Source organism: Candidatus Methylobacter oryzae, from assembly GCF_003994235.2.
GTDB lineage: Bacteria > Pseudomonadota > Gammaproteobacteria > Methylococcales > Methylomonadaceae > Methylobacter_A > Methylobacter_A oryzae.
In genome coordinates this window covers 1-17620 of the sequence record NZ_RYFG02000115.1, presented here as the reverse complement: position 1 = coordinate 17620, position 17620 = coordinate 1, and the positions used below count along the sequence as shown (strand labels likewise).

The 17620-nt window shown below is 54.8% G+C and carries 7 protein-coding genes; 2 read left to right on the top strand and 5 right to left on the bottom strand.

Annotated elements, in window-relative coordinates; translation table 11 throughout:
* Positions 1–25 precede the first annotated feature (25 nt).
* The 5 genes from EKO24_RS17805 to EKO24_RS17785 form a co-directional block, all read right to left on the bottom strand.
* Positions 26–10084: a non-ribosomal peptide synthetase gene (locus tag EKO24_RS17805; protein WP_127027583.1), complete on the bottom strand. Its 10059-nt coding sequence runs from the start codon at positions 10082–10084 to the stop codon at positions 26–28.
* A 310-nt stretch (positions 10085–10394) separates the two neighbouring features.
* Positions 10395–10652, bottom strand: a complete 258-nt coding sequence (locus EKO24_RS17800) for an acyl carrier protein (RefSeq protein ID WP_127027582.1) — start codon at positions 10650–10652, stop codon at positions 10395–10397.
* Entirely contained in the window at positions 10649–12127 is a 1479-nt protein-coding gene (locus EKO24_RS17795) for a class I adenylate-forming enzyme family protein (protein WP_127027581.1), read from the bottom strand. The genes EKO24_RS17800 and EKO24_RS17795 overlap by 4 nt, the downstream gene beginning before the upstream one ends.
* Before the next feature lies 1 nt (position 12128).
* Positions 12129–13277, bottom strand: coding sequence for an FAD-dependent oxidoreductase (locus EKO24_RS17790; protein WP_127027580.1), 1149 nt, complete (start codon positions 13275–13277; stop codon positions 12129–12131).
* A 3-nt stretch (positions 13278–13280) separates the two neighbouring features.
* Complete coding sequence (locus tag EKO24_RS17785) at positions 13281–15431, bottom strand: heavy metal translocating P-type ATPase (protein ID WP_127027579.1); 2151 nt, start codon at positions 15429–15431, stop codon at positions 13281–13283.
* A gap of 455 nt (positions 15432–15886) precedes the next feature.
* Here EKO24_RS17785 and EKO24_RS17780 point away from each other — a divergent pair, with 455 nt between their 5' ends.
* Together EKO24_RS17780 and EKO24_RS17775 are read left to right on the top strand one after the other, a co-directional pair.
* Entirely contained in the window at positions 15887–16771 is an 885-nt protein-coding gene (locus tag EKO24_RS17780) for an NAD(P)-dependent oxidoreductase (protein ID WP_127027578.1), read from the top strand.
* The gene (locus EKO24_RS17775; protein ID WP_127027577.1) at positions 16764–17534 is read left to right on the top strand and encodes a hydroxypyruvate isomerase family protein; all 771 of its coding nucleotides are present in this window, start codon (positions 16764–16766) and stop codon (positions 17532–17534) included. The genes EKO24_RS17780 and EKO24_RS17775 overlap by 8 nt, the downstream gene beginning before the upstream one ends.
* Positions 17535–17620: the final 86 nt, after the last annotated feature.

The following is a 17620-nucleotide window of genomic DNA, read 5'->3' as shown; positions in this document are numbered from 1 at the left end:
TTGCCGATTTTTGGTGATTATGCGCTTACGCTGTTTTTATTATTTCTTCCAGGATGGTGACATAAAGTCCGGGCAAGCCTTTCATTTCTTCCCGGTCCATGCGCGCGCTGAACTTGAAGGCAATGTTCACGGTGCCGTTGCCGGTGTCGGCCTGCCAATCCAAGTCCGCATTATCGAAATCGCCGCCGTTATTGGAATAGAAGGCTAACACTTCGCTAGAGCCCGGATTCGCACCGGTTTTTAAAAAGTCATCGACCGGATAGATTTCCTCAGGGTTCAGAAATGCATCTCGCGAGGCCTGCAACAGCTCCTGGAGCGAATCGATTGCCTCAAAATCATGGCGAACGGATATGACCTGCCGGTTATTCAACGCGGCATAATACGGAACGTCCGCCTGCTCGCTGATTTCAAATAACAGGTAGGCGAACGCGGCCCGGAGGATGTGCTGTATATCCAGGTTTTCGCTGTTTCCCAGTTCGTTTAAGCGCACGGACAATTCATCATCCAGGCTATATTCGAATAGGCCGCCGTTCCCTGCCGAAAAGTATTTTTCGTCCAGCGTTAAGGTTTTTATCGCGATCCTTGTTTTTTCCCCTCCGGCAAGAAACAACGCCAAATCTGCAATATTCGGGTGCGCGAATAAATCCATCAGCGTGGTTTGCGGATGCTGCTTTTCGATTTCCCAATGCACGCGGACCAGCGACAACGAGTTACCGCCGATTTCGAAGAAATTCGCGTTGGTGCTGATGTCGTCCGTTTCCAGGTGGTTTTGCCAAATCGACAACAGTTCCGACTCCAGCGCGTTTTGCGGTGGACGAAATTCTCTTAGCGACTCGATCGGTTTCAGGCCTACCAGGCTTTTGCGGTTGATCTTGCCGTTCGGCAACAGCGGCAACGCGTCCAGCTGCACAAAATACGCGGGAACCATATAAGCGGGCAGCAGCGCATTGAGGCTCGCCCGGAGCTCCTCGACTTTCAAGACGGAGTCCGCGGTGACGTAGGCCGCCAAGGCTTTGGCCTCGCCTTCGCCGCTGGCCAGGACCACCGCCTCTTTGACAGCGGGAATGCCGGCCAGGCAAGCTTCTATTTCTCCCAATTCGATCCGGAATCCGCGAATTTTCACTTGATTGTCGATGCGGCCCAGGTATTCGATGTTGCCATCAGGAAGCCAGCGCGCCAAATCGCCGCTTTTATAGACGCGTTGCCGTTGTCCGAACAGTTCGATGTCGATGAAGCGTTCAGCTGTTAGCTCGGGACGGTTCAGGTAGCCGCGTGCGACGCCGGCGCCGCCGACCAGCATTTCGCCGGGCACACCGATCGGCAACGGGTTGTTGTACGCGTCAACCACCCAGACCTGTAAATCCGGAATCGGTATGCCGATGATGCTCTTGCCCTGATTGTCCCCGCCTGCGACCGGATAGTAGGTGACATGGACCGTAGTTTCGGTGATGCCGTACATATTGATCAGTTGCGGCCGGCTGTCGCCGTGACGCGCAAACCACGGTTGCAGCGCCGCAAAATCCAGCGCTTCGCCGCCGAATATCACGAACCGCAAACTGAGTTCATCCGGCCGCTTATCGACGTCCTGCAATTGTTTAAATGCGGAAGGCGTTTGGTTCAGTACCGTGACGCCCTGATCTATCAGCAATTGGTAAAAAAGCGCGGGGTTACGGCTGGTGTGGTACGGCACAATCACCAGTTTGCCGCCGTAGAATAATGCGCCCCATATTTCCCAGACCGAGAAATCGAACGCGTAAGAGTGGAACAGCGTCCACACGTCCTGCTCGCTGAACCGGTACCAGTGATCGGTTGCGCTAAAAAGCCGCGTGACGTTGGCTTGCGTCAGTTGGCAGCCCTTGGGCTTTCCGGTCGAACCGGAGGTATAAATCACATAGGCCAAATCACCCGGCCCGCTTTGTCGGGCCGGGTTATCGACGGGACGATCCGCAATCAAGTCCCACTCCTTATCGATGCAAACCACTTTCGCAGTCGATGCCGGCACTCTTTCAAGCAAATGGCTTTGGGTCAGCAACACCGGTACCGCGGAATCCTCCAGTATGAATTGCAGGCGTTGTTCGGGATAATCCGGATCAAGCGGCACGTAAGCCGCGCCCGCCTTCAGTATGGCCAGCAGACCGACGATCATCTCCAGCGAGCGCTCCACGCAAATGCCGACCAAACCGTTGCCGGTTTTAAAGTCGAGCAGGTAATGCGCGAGTTGGTTGGCCTGTTGGTTCAGTTGGCGATAGGTCAACTGCCGGCTCTCAAAAACCACCGCGATATTGTCGGGCGTTTTTTCGGCCTGGGCCTGGAATAAATCAACAATGCTCAAGTCTTGGCAATAATCGCTTTCGCTCCGGTTCCAGGCCTGTAGCCGTTGTTGTTCGGCAGCCGTCAGTAACGGCAGCCCGGCTAGCGATTGTTCCGGCCCGGAAACGATGCCCTCCAGCAATACTTGGAAATGTTCGCTCATTAAGGCGATGGTTTCCTGGCGGAACAGATCCGTGTTGTATTCCCAATTACAAACCAACGTCCCGCCTTGTTCCTCGACGCTCAAGGTCAAATCGAATTTAGCCGTCGCATGCTCGGATTCAACCGGCGTGATCTGCAAATCGCTCAGTTCCAGCGCTGCTTCCGGCGCGTTTTGCAGCACGAACATCACCTGGAACAGCGGGGAGTGGCTCAAGCTGCGGGAGGGATTGATTTTTTCAACCAGCGCTTCAAACGGAATATCCTGATGGCTGTAGGCTTCAAGCGCGGTCTTTCTAACCTGGTTCAACAAGTCCGAAAAGGCCTGGTCGGCATCGATTTGCATGCGCAGGGCCAACGTATTGACGAAAAAGCCGATTAGATGCTCGGTTTGGCTTTGGGTGCGATTGGCAATCGGACAACCGACCACAATATCCGTTTGCCCGCTGTAGCGGAACAGCAATACCGTAAAGGCCGACAATAAGGTCATGAAGTCGGTGACTCCCTGTTTCCGGCTCAACTGCTTGATTGATTGCGTCAGTATCGGATTCAACGTGCTTTGCAGATGCTTGCCCCGATAACTCATGACTGCCGGACGCGGGTTGTCGGTCGGCAGTTCCAGTAATTCCGGCGCGCCGGCCAGCTTGTTTGTCCAGTAGTCCAGCTGTTGTTCCAGAACCGCGCCTTGCAGCCAGTTTCTTTGCCAGGCCGCGTAATCGCTGTATTGGATAGTCAGTTCGTCGAGTTGCGGTTCGCGATTCTGGACAGCCGCTTCGTACAACCGGCACCAATCGCGGATCATCACGCCTGTCGACCAGCCGTCGCTGACAATATGGTGCATGTTGAACAGCAGGATATGGTCTTCGCCGCCAAGCCTGAGCAGTTGCGCTTTGAACAGCGGGCCGCTGCTCAAGTCGAAAGGCGCATTGGCGTGACGGTCAACCCATTCGGCAATTTGGCCTTGTTGTTCGGCATCCGCTAAACCGCTAAGGTCCGTGACGCTGAGCGGGTTATAAGCCTTGTTCAGTTGTACGCTTGGCTTTCCGTCAATCATCGGAAAACAGCTACGCAGGGTTTCGTGGCGCTGGATCAAGTCGGTCAAGGTACGTTGCAGCGCCTCTTCATTGAGCCGGCCTTCCAGCCGGAACGCTGCCGGCATGTTATAGGTTGCGCTCTGCCCTTCCAGTTGCGCCAGAAAGCGCAGGCGTTGCTGGGCGAAAGACAGTGCCGGCGCTTCGCCTTCGGCCAACGGCAGGATGACAGGCAATTCCGAACCGCGTTGCTGCCGGTCCAGCCATTCGGCCTGTTCCCGGAGAGACGGATAGGCAAAAACAGTCCGCAACGGCATATCAATGTCAAAGCTCTCGCGAATCCGGGAAACCAGTTGGGTCGCCAATAGCGAATGCCCGCCTACGGCAAAAAAGTTGGCGCTGACGCTCGCCACGTCGAAGCGCAGCACTTGCGACCAGAGGCTGCACAGCAATTGTTCGGTGGCGCTATGCGGCAACTGTTGTTCGCCCTGAATGGTCAAATCCGGCTTAGGCAAGGCCTTGCGGTCGATTTTGCCGTTCGGCGTCAGCGGCAGGCTGTCAAGCACCATGAAATGGCTCGGCACCATGTAGTCGGGCAGACGGTCCTTCAGCCAGCCGCGCAAGTCATCGGGGCTGAAGTGGTCCTGGGCGGAGGTCAAATAGGCGACGATGCGCTTGTCGCCGTCGGCCTCGTGCAGGTTCGCGACGGCTTCGTTGACGCCGGGATGTTGGCACAGCACCGCCTCGATTTCGCCCAATTCGATGCGGAAGCCGCGTATTTTTACTTGGTTGTCGATGCGGCCCAGGAATTCCAGATTGCCGTCCGGCAGCCAGCGCGCCAAATCGCCGGTTTTGTAAATGCGTTCGCTTTTGCCGAACAGCTCGACATTGACGAATTTCTCGGCGGTCAATTCGGGCTGGTTCAGATAGCCGCGCGCCAGACCGGTCCCGGCTATGCACAACTCGCCGGGCACATTCGGCGGTTGCGGCCGGTGTTGCGGATTCAGGATAAAGATTTCGGTATTGGCAAGAGGCTTGCCGATCGGGATAGTGTTATCCGTTTTTTGCCCGTTATTGACCCGGTACCAGGACGCGAACGTTGTCGTTTCGGTGGGGCCATAGACGTGCAGCAACTGCTCGGGGGCATGGCCTCTTAAAATCGTATTGACCGAATACGGATCAACCTGTTCGCCGCCAAAAAACAGGTATTTTAAGCTCTTAAAGCAGCCGGGCTGGGTTTGTGCAATTTGGTTGAATAATGCCGTGGTCACAAACAGCGTGTTGATGCGCTGGCTTTGCAAATGCTCCGTCAATTGCTGCGGCGACAGCAGCAGCTCTTTGGCGACGCCGACTAGCCGGGCGCCGTTTAATAAACTTCCCCAAATTTCAAAGGTGGCCGCATCGAAGGAAACATTCGAGGCCTGCGCCAGGCAATCGTCCATGCCGATTTGAATATAATTGGTGTTTTTAACTAAACGGACCACGGCGGTATGGGCTATGCAGACGCCTTTCGGCACCCCTGTCGAACCGGAGGTATAAATCACATAAGCCAAATCCTCGGGGCCGGGCTTTAGCGGCAGGTTTTCCGTGGACCGGCCGGTGAGTTCCAGTTCATCGATGCACAGCAACGTACAGTTATGTTCCAATTCAGCCGGCGACAATTGGCCTTGCAGGCGGCTTTGGGTCAGCAGCAGCGGGGCTTGGCTGTCCTCCAGCATATGGCGGATACGGACGGCCGGGTAATCGGGGTCTATCGGCAGATAGGCTCCGCCCGCCTTCAGTATGGCCAGCAGGCCGACGATCATGTCCAGCGAACGTTCGACCGCAATCGCGATCAAAGGGTTGCCGGTTAATAACGGCGCCCCCGCTTTCGTTTTCAGGTCGAGTAGATTGTACGCCAGTTGGTTGGCTTTATCGTTGAGCTGACGATAGCTAAGCGACTGGCCGTCAAAAACCACGGCAATATTGTCGGGTGTTGTGGTTGCTTGCCGTTCAAACAGGCTGACAATAGTCTGGTCTTTCGGGTAGTCGGTCGCGGTGTCGTTCCAGGCCTGCAATTGCAGAATATCCTGTTCGGTCAGCAACGGCAGTTGGCCGATGGCCTGCTCCGGGTTGGCGACGACGGCATGAAGCAGTACTTCAAAATGTTCCGCCATGCGCTTGACCGTGTCGCCGGTAAACAGGTCGGTCGCATATTCCCAGTAACACTGCAACTGCCCATCCTGTTCGGCGACATTCAGGGTCAGGTCGAATTTGGCGATCGGGTAGTCTGCTTCAAGAACGCTAACCTCCAGATTAGGCAAAGCCAATTCGGCGGCTTCGTTGTTTTGCAACACAAACATGACCTGGAACAGCGGGCTATGGCTCAGGCTGCGGGTGGGTTGCAGTTTCTCGACCAGCATTTCAAACGGGATGTCCTGATGCGCGTAAGCGTCCAGGCAGGTCTGGCGGGTGGCCTGCAACAGCGCGGCGAAGCTTTGTCGCGGGTCAATTTGGCCGCGCAGCACCAGTGTATTGACGAAGAAGCCGATCACATCCTCGGTACGGGCGTGAGTGCGGTTCGCAATCGGGCTGCCGACGCAAACGTCCTGCTGGCGGCTATAGCGCGACAACAGCACCTCAAAGGCCGCCAGCAAGGTCATGAAGTCGGTCACGCCCTGTTGCCGGCTTAACCGGGTGACGGCTTGGCTCAGCGTTGACGGCAGGCTGTGGGCAACGTGCGCGCCCCGGTAACTTTGCCGCGGCGGCCTCAGCTTGTCGGTCGGCAGCTCCAATAATTCGGGCAGGCCGTTAAGCTGCCCTGTCCAGTAATCGATTTGCCGGTGCAGCACGTCGCCCTGGAGCCACTGCCGTTGCCAAGCCGCATAGTCGCTGTATTGGATCGGGAGCACCGGCAAGCTGGGCTGGCCGCCCTCGGCAAAAGCCGTATAGGCGTGTTGCCAGTCGCGCATGAACACGGCCATCGACCAGCCGTCGCTGACGATGTGGTGCATGTTCAGCAGCAGCACCGCGCCGGCATCGTCCAGCAACAGCAGGTCGGCCCTGAATAACGGGCCCTGTTCCAGATCGAAAGGCGCAACGGCGTGGCTGTCGGTCAGGCGCGCGGCTTCACGTTCCCTGTCTCCGGCCGGCAGAAGACGCAAATCTTGGATTTGCAGGGCTTCAATGTCCCGGATATCTACCTGCGCCTGCCCGGCAAGCGTTGGAAAATGACTGCGCAGGCCGGTATGACGTTCCACCAGCCAGTGCAGGCTTTGCTGCAAGGCGTCGACATCCAGCCGGCCCGACAGCCGCAAAGCCAACGGCATGTTATAGGTTGCGCTATTGTTTTCCTCGAACTGGTTCAGGAACCACAGCCGTTGCTGGGAGAAAGATAAGACTTTGACTTCATCTGAGGCCTGCGGCTCAATCGCAGGCAGGCGGATGCCGCCGGCGGCTGCGTCAATGGCCGCCGCCAGTTCCGACAGTTGCGGGTGCTCGAACACCGTACGGATCGGCAATTCGACCTGGAAGCTTTCCCGGATGCGGGCGATCAATTGCGTCGCCAGCAACGAATGCCCTCCCCTTTCGAAAAAATTGTCGTGGCGGCCGATGGCCTCGCGTTTGAGGACGCCGGCCCATAAAGCCGCCAACAAGTCTTCGCTGGGCGTAACGGGCTGGCTAAAACCGCTTGCGGCCTGAAACTCAGGCGCAGGCAAGCCTTTGCGGTCGATTTTGCCGTTCGGCGTCAGCGGCAAAACATCAAGCACGATGAAATGGCTGGGCACCATGTAATCGGGCAGCCGGTCTTTTAGCGAGCCGCGCAGCTCATCGGTGTTGAAGCCGGCGTTATCGGTCGTCAGGTAAGCGACAATGCGCTTATCGCCGTCGGCTTCGTACAGGTTCGCGACGGCTTCCTTGACGCCGGGATATTCGCACAGCGCCGCCTCGATTTCGCCCAATTCGATGCGGAAACCGCGCAGCTTGATTTGCTGGTCGATGCGGCCCAGGAATTCGAGGTTGCCGTCGGATAACCAGCGGGCCAGGTCGCCGGTTTTGTAAATCCGTTCGCTTTTGCCGAACAATTCGACGTCGACGAATTTCTCGGCGGTCAGTTCGGGCCGGTGCAGATAGCCGCGGGCAAGACCGGCACCGGCAATGCACAATTCGCCCGGAATGCCTAACGGTTGGGGTTGATGCTGCCCGTTAAGAATATAAACGGGCGTGTTTGCGCGGGGCTTGCCGATGGCGACGTAATTTGTGTTGCCGGTTAACGTCGGCGGCAAACGGTAAATGCAAGGCGTGATAGTCGCTTCGGTCGGCCCATAAGCATTGAAACAAGTCAATGCGGGAAAGCGGTCGCGGGTTTGCTGAGCCAAGCTGTGCGGCAGCGCTTCACCGCCTAAAATAAGCATTCTGAGGCTAACCCAGTCATCGGCAAGCGTTGCAATATCCAGCATCTGCTGCCAATAAGCCGGCGGTAAGTCGGCTACCGTGACGGCGTGTTTTTTTATTAAAGCCAATAAGTCCTGTGCCGGCATTAAATTGCTTGTTAACAGCACCGAACAGGCACCGCTCAGCCAGGCGACCAACAGCTGCTCCAGCGAGGTGTCGAAGCTCAGCGAAGCAAATTGCAAAATTCTATCGTTTTCAGTCAGCCCATAGTGTTGCAACATGGCCTGGCTATGCAAGGTTAAGGCTTGATGTCCAATCATTACCCCTTTCGGCTTACCGGTCGATCCCGAGGTGTAAATCACATAAGCCAAGTCTTCCGGCCCTACTCTTCCGGCCGGGTTGTCTGTGCGTTGGCCAGTGACATCCAGTTCATCAAGGCACAGCACAATATAATCCTGTTTACCGCCGGCCAACGGCAACCGGGTTTGGGCATTGCTTGTAGTCAGCAATAACGGCGTTGCACTGTCGTCCAGCATATCCAGAATGCGGGCGCTTGGATAATCCGGATCTATCGGCAGATAAGCCCCGCCGATTTTGAGGATGGCCAACAGGCCGGCGACCATGTCCAGTGAGCGTTCGACCGCAATCGCGATCAGCGGGTTAGCGGCCAATAACGGCACCCCCGTTTCCGTTTTCAGATCAAGCAGATAGTGCGCCAGCCGGTTGGCTTTGTCGTTCAGCTGACAATAGCTCAGCGACTGCTCTGCAAAGATCGCCGCAATATTATCGGGCTTTGTGCTTGCTTGCCGTTCAAACAAATCAACAACCGTTTGGTCTTTCGGATAATCCGTTTCCGTTGACGTCCACTGCTTAAGCTGCGCCTGTTCGTAGTCTGTCAGCAGCGGCATCTTCGCGATGTCTTGTTCGGCATCGTCGACCGCACCTTGCAACAGCACGTGCAAATGCTCGGCCATCCGGGCAATGGTGACTTCGTTAAACAGGTCGCGGTTGTAATCCCAAAGTGCCGACAAGGTTTTGCCGTCGTCGCTATCGGAAAAAGTCAGCGCCAAATCAAGCTGACCTTCCATTTGCGCAATAGCCAGGCTTCGGGCTTGCACGCCGTTCGCTGAAAAATGCTTGGGAATCAGGTCGTCGCGCTCCAGCGCGAACATCGCTTGCACCAAAGGCGGATAAGCCGGATTCCGGTGCGGCTGCAGCTGTTCGATTAACTGTGTGAACGGATAAGGCTGGTGGTAAAGCCCGGTCAGCATGTGCTTACCGTTACGTTGCAGGAGTTGGCTGAAGCTGACGTTGTTGGCGTTGGCAAAATCGCCGCGCATGATCATCGGGTTGACCAAATAACCGACCATGTCGGCGAATTCCGCTTGGTTGCGCGGCGTCGAGGTCGGTATGCCGATCCAAATGTCGTCCTGCCCCGAATAACGCTGCAACAGCACTTGGTAGGCGCTGAACAGCACGGTAAACAAGGTCGTCTTGTGAGCTTTGGCGAGATTTTTGACGGCCTCCGTCAACGGCTCCGGCAGTTCGACACGCACCGAGGCGCCGTTGAAAGTCTGCCGCGCCGGGCGCGGATAATCGGTCGGAAGCTGCAAAACCGGCACGTCGCCGGCCAGCTGTTGTTGCCAATAGGCCGCCATGCGTTGGCCTTTGGGGCCGTTAAGCAGTTCGGCCTCCCAGTGGACGTAATCAGCATAATCCGTAGCCGTTGGCGGCACGTTTTCCACCCCGTAAAACGCCAATAATTCTTTGCCGAGAACAGCCAGGGAGGCCGCATCGCCGGCAATGTGGTGAAGATTCAACAGCAATACGTCGCCCGTGCCGGAGCCTTGGAACAGAGTAGCGCGGAATACGCTGTGTTCCAACGCGAAAGGCTGCAGTGACTGGCGGTAAAGCGCCTCTCGTAGGGTTACTTCCGTCCAGCCCTCCGCGTCAACGTCCTGCCAATAGCCATCAATGCCGGTGGCGACATGCCGGTACGGCACGCCGTCCAATTCGGAAAAACGGCTGCGCAGCATCGAATGGCGTTCGACTAGGCGCTGTAAGGCCTGCCGCAAAGTTTGTACATCGACATCTCCGGTAAACCGGAGCGGCAAAGCCATATTGTAAGCCGCACTTTGGGGCGCATCGCGGTAAATGAACCAAAGCGCTTGCTGGCTGTATGAGAGCGGTGTCGATGGGATAACTTGCACAGTATTTTTTCCTTAAATACGTTGATGTCAGTGAGGTAAGTAGCCGTTATTTTCTTCGTGACTACTCAGCGTTGCTCAATAGAACACGGGTGATACGGATAGGACGGATTTACACGGATTTTTAGCCCTAACGCTCATGAAAAACATTTTCGCCCCGGTTCATGAAAGTGATACTGTTTTGGACACGCTTACTTGCCACTAATCTTTATTACTTTCATAGTAACAAAGTTCGATGACGCTTTTTTAAAATCCGTGATGATCCGTTTAATCCGTGTCATCCCTGTTCCATTCTTCACATGTGTTGAATAAGTTAACGGTCTGCGCTAGCGGCGCTCTTTTTTTGCACGAAATCAACCAACGCATTCACGGAGTTGAAGTTTTCCAGCACGATATCGCCTTCGTCAAATTCAATCGCATACTGCTTTTCCAGCCATGCAATCAAATTCATGATAGCCAGGGAGTCGAGGATGCCCTCGTCGATCAAGTTGTAATCGTCGTTAAAACCCTCCGGCGCTTTGTCTTTAACGTATTGGTTAATAATATGTTCGCGTAGGAGCTGTAAGTTCATAGTGTTTTTATAGTTTGGGTGGACAATAATTTATCGGTATTGCGGATCAATTTGCCGCTGGCGGTGCGGGCCAAGCTATCGACCCAGTGAAATTGGTCGGGAATTTTGTAAGCGGCCAAATGTTCGCCGCAGTATGCTTTGAGTTCTGCTTCATCGGGCGGTTCATGGTTATCGGCCAGCACGACATGGGCCATCGGCGTTTCGCCCAGGCGGCGCGCTTTAACGGCAAATACGCAGGCGGCCTGGATAGCGGGATGACGCTCCAGGACCGTCTCGACTTCGCGGATGAAGAATTTCATGCCGCCGACGCTGATCATTTCTTTGCTGCGGCCGACGATGAACAGGTAGTCGTCCTCGTCGATGAAGCCCAAATCGCCTGTCGCCAACCAGCCGCCGTGCTGGTTCAGGATAACGCCGCGCGCTTGCCACGGCTGGTAATACGCATCCAATAGCCCAGGACCACTGAGCATGATTTCGCCGATGCCGTTTTCATCGGGCGAGTCCAGTTTGACGCTGTAGCTGGGTAATAATCTGCCGACCGAGCCGCGTTTTTGTTTCGGCGCATCAAGGTTTACGGCCGGCAGGCCCACTTCAATAATGCCGTAGGTCTCGTTCGGCGCGATGCCGAAGCGCTGGTAAAAAGCCTCGGCGATGTCGGGTCGGAGGTAAGCGGTGGTGACGATGGCCAGGCGTATGCCCGACAAGGTTTGCTCGCTACGGTCGTGGCTCATTAACTCGTAATGCGTCGGCGCCGCATAAATCAGCGTGGCGCGATGCCGGTTGGCGGCCTGCAAAATCGTGCTGCCGAAGCTGTTCTTGCATAAGATGATCGTGGAACCAAAGCTCAGGTAAGCAACAATGGACACCGCAAAATGGTAGGCCATCGATAACAGCCAAACAATACGGTCGTTCGCATCGATCTCTAAACCTTCATTGGCGGCCTGGATGCGGGCAAAGATGCTGTCGTGGGAAAGAATCACGCCTTTGGCTTCGCCGGTGGTTCCCGAGGTAAAGCGGATGAACGCCGGGTTCAGTCCGGCCAACTCCGCGGGCGGCGTACGCAAGGGGGTAAGATTCAGTAAGCAGGCTTGTGCAGTTAACGGTATGGATTCACCGTGCGCAAATGCGGCAAATAGCGTACAACCGGTTGTGCTTATGACCGCGTCAATCGCGATATGCTGGAAAATCAGTTGCTTTTCTTCCGTCGCCAATTCCATCGGAATCGGCGTAACGCAGGCCCCGCAGGCCCAAAGCGCGTAAGTAAAGGCAATGTAGGCTTGGCCGCCCGGATAGTGCAGGCCGATATTCATGCCGGGATGGATGCCGGCGGCCTGTAACTGTTCCGCCAAGGTTTGGATTTCTTTTCGCAAGGCCCCGTAGCTGGTTGAGGTGTGTTCGTGCGGCCCAAGGATCGCGGGATGTTCCGGCCTTAAAGCCGCTTGTTGAAAAAAAACTTCAGCCAAATTCAGTGTCATTTTACGATTTTCCAAAGTACGCGTTAATCAAACCTTCCCCCATTGCCCAGCAACTCCCGACCACCCGTGCCGAAGCTTGGGCGCGCGGTTCCGCTGAAAAACATTTTCCGGCCGCGAAAAAATTATTTAGCCCGCCGACTTTGAGAGCTTTCAAAGGGATCTGATAACTGTGGCCGGGCGGGAAGTAATCGAGACTGACCCCGTGTTCCGGATGCCAATATTCAATCGGCCAAGCGGCGCGGCATACGGCATCGTCAAACTGCCGGCCTTGTTTAAGATCGGCTTCGGTCAGCGTGTAATCGCCGTATACGCGGCCTCCGTCGCGGATACCCAACTGGCCATCGCAACGGATGAAGGCATCGGCAAATCCAGGCCGTACCTGAAGAAAGGCTAAAAGCCGGTTGACCACGGTTAGCATCCTCGCATGATCGTAATCATTTGCCGGTAAATTAAATTTCAGATAAATCTCATCGGGATAAACGCCGCCGTCAAGCCATAACGTCGCGCATTCCGGCGGTAGTTCATGGTTTTCAACCGCTTTCCGAATATGCCGTAACAGCGCGGGGCCTTTAGGAAAATCCAAAGTACCGGGGCTAACTCCGCCCAATTGCACGATCAGCCCGGCCAGCGCCGAGCCCTCGCTAACCCAGAGCGAATCGATACTGCGCACGATGTCGGCCCGGCCCGTCGCATCGACGACGGCCAGCGTATCGAGCGTGCGCGATTGCTCATCACAGTTAACCGTCACTGCCTCGATACGTTGGGCATTGATGGCTGCATGGCTAATGCCGGTCCGGTAACAAACGTTAATACCGGGATACTCGTTAAGCCAACGGCTGATAACTTGCTGATAAATAGCGGGGTCTACGTTTAAAACCCAGGTCTTGCCGATGCGCCGCTTACAGGTATAAGGACTGGCTTCGACGAGTCGATCAATAAGTTCCGCCGACAGGCCCGGATTAAGGGCATCGCCGCGGTCGTCAAAAAAGCCGCCCAAGGTATGAATCAAGGCCCCGGTTACCGTGCCGCCAAGCCGGTCCGATTTTTCCAGCAAAACCACCGGGATTTTTTGCCGGGCGGCGGCCAGCGCGCAGGCGATGCCTGTGGCGCCGGCACCGGCGATAACGAGTGCAGGGGATAATGCGGACATAAGCTAAGCGGCTGATTGATATTGCTGTGCTTTTGCCGGGACGGGAGATAATTCGACAGGGACGCCGAGGGCTGGATCGGCCGGCCCGGCGGCGGTAGCTGATGGCTGGGAGGCAGCATCAAGATTTTCCGGTGCGTTCCCGGCATTTTCCTTGTTGATTTCCAGCAACGGTAACATCGCATTGCCGACAGCGCCGGTTCCCAGCACGAAATGCACCAGCGTCGCGGTAAGAATGTCCATATTGACCAAGAAACTGCCGGCGAGCACAACGCCCATGCCGGTGTAACAAATTCCAAGCCCCCGCTTAAGATTGTTTTCCAGTTTGTCGGACAAGGCCATCAGCTCGCACAGCCGGTTAAGATCTGGGTTGGTCAGAATAATATCCGCCACGTCAATCGCCAGCGTGGTCGCGCCTCGCAACGAAATCGACAAATCGGCCTGGCGCATCGCAATCGTGTCATTGACGCCGTCGCCGATAAAGCAGACGGTGCGCCCTTCGGCTTGAAACTGTTTGACAATGCCCGCTTTGTCTTCAGGCAACACTTCGGCGAAGAAGCTGTCAACGTTCAACTGTTCGGCTAATTTTTGCGTCGGGGCCGCATGGTCGCCGGAAACGATGCCGATGTGCTTAATGCCGTGTTCCTTGAGCTTTTTAAAGACCGCTTGCACTTCGGGCCGCAAGGTTGCTTGCAGCTCGATAACGCCGGCAACCTCCGAATCAACGGCGACCATGACCAGGGAATGCCCTAGTTCATGGATTCGGTTTTGCAATGCCGCCACCGAATCGGACAGCGCAATGCCTTCCACGGTCATAAAACGGGCACTGCCGACATGAATGGTGCGCTGATCGAATTGCACCACGATACCGAAACCTTGGCGGTATTCGATGTCGTCGAGATTATCCACATCCAGGCCCGCCAGCTCTGCGTGCTGCATAATCGCTTTAGCGATAGGATGAGTCAGCTGATGTTCGGCTAACGCGGCATAGAACAGCACGTCGGTTTCCAGGTAATCGGCATGCACGACATGAATAGCACTGACGTTCAACGCACCGTCGGTCAAGGTTCCGGTTTTATCGAACAACAGCGTATCGATACTGCTGATCTGTTCGATGCGTTGACCTTGCTTAATTAAAATATTTTCCGAGGACGCGACGCTCTGGTAATTGATCGTGGCTAAAGGGCCAAGCAGACGAATGGCCTGCACGGTGTTGCCGCCGAGAATCACCATCGCGCCCGTTGGACCGGAGAAAACCAGACCTACGCCGGCAAGCACCAGGAAAGGCAGATTAGCAGCTTCGGCCCACTGTTCGCCGCGCAATTGAATCTCGGTTTTATTCTCGAAAGCCTGCCCGAGAATATCGCTCAATTTGCCGATGGCCGTATCGCGTCCGGACTTTTCAACCTTGACTTGAAGTTTACCGGTCAGCATCAGCGTTGACGCGAAAACGGCTTCGCCAACGCCTTTTTCGACCGGATAGGACTCGCCGGTAAACGCATGCTGATCGACGCTGGCCATGCCGTCAACCACGACGCCGTCGACCGGAATCGCTTCGCCGGCTTTGACAACCAGGATATCGCCTTGTTGGACATTTTCCAGCGTCACTTCCAACTCGACGCCGTCCTGGATGACCCAGACTTTCTGGTTCGGATCGAACAGCTGGCCGAACAGGTTGGCGTGAAGGTTTTGCTGTGCGGTATCGGTTGCTTTGGTAATAATGCTTTCGCTGATATAGGCCAGGCTCAAACCCAGGGCGGCGATAAAATAGCGGCCCGTGCCCAGCAGCAACAGATTGCCGATCCCCATCAGTAAATAACTGTCGACTCTACGGTCTTTAATAAGACGCTCTTTTACCGCGAATTCAACCTGACGGTAAAACGGAAACATGGTGTAGGTATAAGAGGCGATGTCCAGCAGCGCAAATAGCGGGGTCGGGTTTAACACGCGCAATGTCGCGGCCCCCAGCGTGACGCCGCTCATGATATTATTGCGCTGTTGCTGTTCTTTCTGCGTAAGCCCGGTTTCATCTGCCGCAGGGAAGATACTCAGGTCTTTAGCTGCTTTTTGAATTTCTTGGGGCGCTTTGCTTTTTTTGTATTTTTCATAAAGTCTAGTGCCGGAATAAGAAAGAAAAACGATAGCAAGGTCTATCATAATCGTAATTTTTATTGGATAGTTTAAAGTAAAAAGTCTAAAGACTTTATCAGCAATATGTTTTTTGCAAAGCAGTAAAATGAAATAGGGGAAAGAGCCAACCCGATTAATTAGTTATATTACCCTCAAGCCTCGCCCTAGACAATAGTACCACACCGACTTCTATAATCGACGATCCTCGCATTCAGCGAAAAAAGCGCACGCTATGCCCAAAATACTGTCATTGATGGTGTGCTCTCGGTTATTTTCGGCGCAATGAAGTTGGAATGACCTTGTCACCCATGAAGCTTCAAATTAATGCGTTCACTGTCCCGATCGTCAATGCATTCACAGCAACCTGAACCTGCCAGTATAATCTTTGCCACCACAAACCGTTTAAATGCCATGAAATCACAAGACAGCCCGTTATCAGGCGTTTCATTTTTAAACATTAACCACACCGTCAATCAAAACTTATGACAGATAAAAAACCTACCCTGGGCTTCATCGGTATAGGCCTGATGGGCAAACCGATGACTTTACGTTTACTGGATGCCGGCTTTAGCGTCAATGTCTGGAACCGCAGCCCTGAAAAACTGGAACCTGTGGTCGGTGCGGGCGCAAAAGCCTGCCTCTCCATTGCCGAATTAGTCAGGACATCCGAAATAATCATTCTGTGCCTGGCCGATACGTCCGTCGTGGAAACTGTCGTGCGTAACGACATTGCGACGAATGGCGCAGCCGGCAAATTGCTGATCGATTTATCGAGCATTCATCCGCAAAACACCCGGCAACTGGCCGCGCTATTGCATGAAAAATGCGGCATGGGCTGGGTCGATGCGCCGGTTTCCGGCGGCGTTGCCGGCGCCGAGCAAGGCAATCTGGCCATTATGGCGGGCGGCAATGCGGAACATATTGAAGTTGCCCGGCTCGTGCTGGCGCCGTTGTACAAGCAATTGACGCATATGGGCGAAGTCGGCTGCGGCCAGATTACCAAAATCTGCAACCAGATGATCGTCAGTTGCAACGTGCTGGTGATCGCCGAAATGATGGCGCTGGCCAAACAGGCCGGTGTCGATGCAAAGCAAATTCCGGTGGCGTTGGCCGGCGGTTTTGCGGATTCCAAACCGCTGCAAATCACCGGCACGGAAATGGCGGCCGAAACGTTCGAGCCGGTCAAATGGCGGGTCAAGACGCTGCTGAAAGATTTGAACATGGCGGTTGATTTATCCGGCAAGCAAGGCACTGCGGTGCCGATGTCGGCTTTGGCCTCGCAGTTGATGCAATTGCACGGCAGCCACGGCTATCTGGAGCAAGATCCAGCAACCCTAATCAAACTCTACGCAAAAAACGATGCTTAAATTTACCGCCAACCTGAGCATGCTGTTTACCGAACAGCCCCTGATAGAGCGCTTTAAGGCCGCCAGACAAGCCGGCTTTAGCGCCGTTGAAATCCAATTTCCTTACGACTTAAGCGCAGCCGTCATTAAAGACAGACTGGACGAATACGGTTTGCAACTGGTGTTGTTCAATGTCGCGGCCGACGACTTGCTGCAAGGCGGCGAAGGGCTGGCTTGCGTGCCTGAAAAGCGCGACCGGTTCAGGCGGGCCGTCGCTCAAACCGTCGAATATGCCGGGCTGTTAAAACCGGAAGCGATTAATGTCCTGCCGGGGCGCTGTCTGGGTAAAAACTGTTTAGGACACTATATGGAAACATTTACGGAAAACCTGAGTTTTGCTGCCGATGCTTTTTCGCCTTTAGGTATTAAAACCGTGTTTGAAGCGATCAATACTAACGATATGCCGGGATTTATCATCCATAGCGGCGCGCAAATGCTCAGCATGTTGGATCAACTGAAGCGCCCTGACTTGTTCATGCAGTACGATATTTATCATATGCAAACAATGGGCGAAAACCCCGCTGAATTTATTGCCGAATACACCGACAAAATCGGCCATATCCAGTTTGCCGATTGCCCCGGCCGCGGACAGCCCGGCACCGGTCAGATTAATTTTGAGCGGATGTTTTCAGCTATTGGAGAATCCGGCTATTCGGGATGGGTCGGAGCGGAATATAAGCCGGTTGGAGCGACGGAGGAAAGCTTGAATTGGTTAACGCTCTAAGTGCGTGTTTTAAAAGTAGCCATTGAGTTGCAAAACCTGCAAAATTTAAAATTTGCAATGGCTAAAAGAAAACACCGCAAGCGCTA

Excerpts from the sequence above, each read along its gene's own strand:
- EKO24_RS17800 (WP_127027582.1), bottom strand. The coding sequence starts at position 10,652 with ATGAACTTACAGCTCCTACGCGAACATATTATTAACCAATACGTTAAA.
- EKO24_RS17795 (WP_127027581.1), bottom strand. The coding sequence starts at position 12,127 with ATGACACTGAATTTGGCTGAAGTTTTTTTTCAACAAGCGGCTTTAAGG.
- EKO24_RS17790 (WP_127027580.1), bottom strand. The coding sequence starts at position 13,277 with ATGTCCGCATTATCCCCTGCACTCGTTATCGCCGGTGCCGGCGCCACA.
- EKO24_RS17785 (WP_127027579.1), bottom strand. The coding sequence starts at position 15,431 with ATGATAGACCTTGCTATCGTTTTTCTTTCTTATTCCGGCACTAGACTT.
- EKO24_RS17780 (WP_127027578.1), top strand. The coding sequence starts at position 15,887 with ATGACAGATAAAAAACCTACCCTGGGCTTCATCGGTATAGGCCTGATG.
- EKO24_RS17775 (WP_127027577.1), top strand. The coding sequence starts at position 16,764 with ATGCTTAAATTTACCGCCAACCTGAGCATGCTGTTTACCGAACAGCCC.